This is a genomic window from Salinimicrobium oceani (assembly GCF_012037645.1).
Window position 1 is genome coordinate 1 of sequence record NZ_JAAVJR010000151.1, and the last position, 692, is coordinate 692.

Annotated in this window: 1 protein-coding gene and 1 pseudogene; both read right to left on the minus strand. The window is 36.8% G+C overall.

Features of this window, described 5'->3' with window-relative positions:
• A pseudogene (locus HC175_RS15955) lies at window positions 1–275 on the minus strand (chloride channel protein); the annotation flags it as partial.
• 281 nt (window positions 276–556) lie between these two features.
• On the minus strand, window positions 557–682 hold the full coding sequence (locus HC175_RS24650; RefSeq protein ID WP_262887240.1) for an NAD(P)(+) transhydrogenase (Re/Si-specific) subunit beta: 126 nt from the start codon (window positions 680–682) through the stop codon (window positions 557–559).
• Window positions 683–692 lie beyond the last annotated feature (10 nt).

Consider the following 692-nt stretch of genomic DNA (forward strand, 5'->3'; position numbering starts at 1 on the left):
TCGATCTCGCCAGGGTCACCAATAAAATGAATAATGAGTCCTGCCAGCAATCCGGAGATAGCCATTGTGGGAATTACCTGCCAGCCTTCAAAAATGGCTAACCCGTGCATCATAAATTCCAGAATGATCCAGTAAACGCCGGCAATAAGACCGCCAATGATCCCAAGAATTACCCAAAGGAAAAAGTGGCGGCTAAATACAAAAGGATTAAATTTTATTGGCTCGTCTAGAAGATTACGATATGTTAATAATCTTCTCTTATCTTTTATCTTCATTTCAATTTAAAGTGAAGGATGAAAGTCTGAAAATTCATTATTGACGGCAATTTATAAAAATATCTTACGAATACTAGTGGTTGAAGCAATTGCTCTATTACCTGAATTACAGCTAAATAATATTACATTAACTGATCTTGCATTTATTTTAGGCCAGAATAGACCCAAAAGGCTCGTCCCCGGCATTTAAAACTTCTTCAGCTAAAACCAGGCAATGCTGTAAATATTCAATATCCTGTTTTGTAAATGTCTCTTGAGAATTTTTCATGCGCTTTATAGATTTATTTCGAGATCAATTTCAGTTGATCCACAAGCTGTGTCAAAGAATCTTTGGCATCCCCAAATAACAGAAAACAATTATCCATTTCGAAAAGATCGTTTTGCACTCCCGCGTAACCGGTGCTCATTCCTCTTTTC

Coding starts and splice junctions, on each gene's coding strand:
- HC175_RS24650 (WP_262887240.1), bottom strand. CDS start 682: ATGAGCACCGGTTACGCGGGAGTGCAAAACGATCTTTTCGAAATGGAT.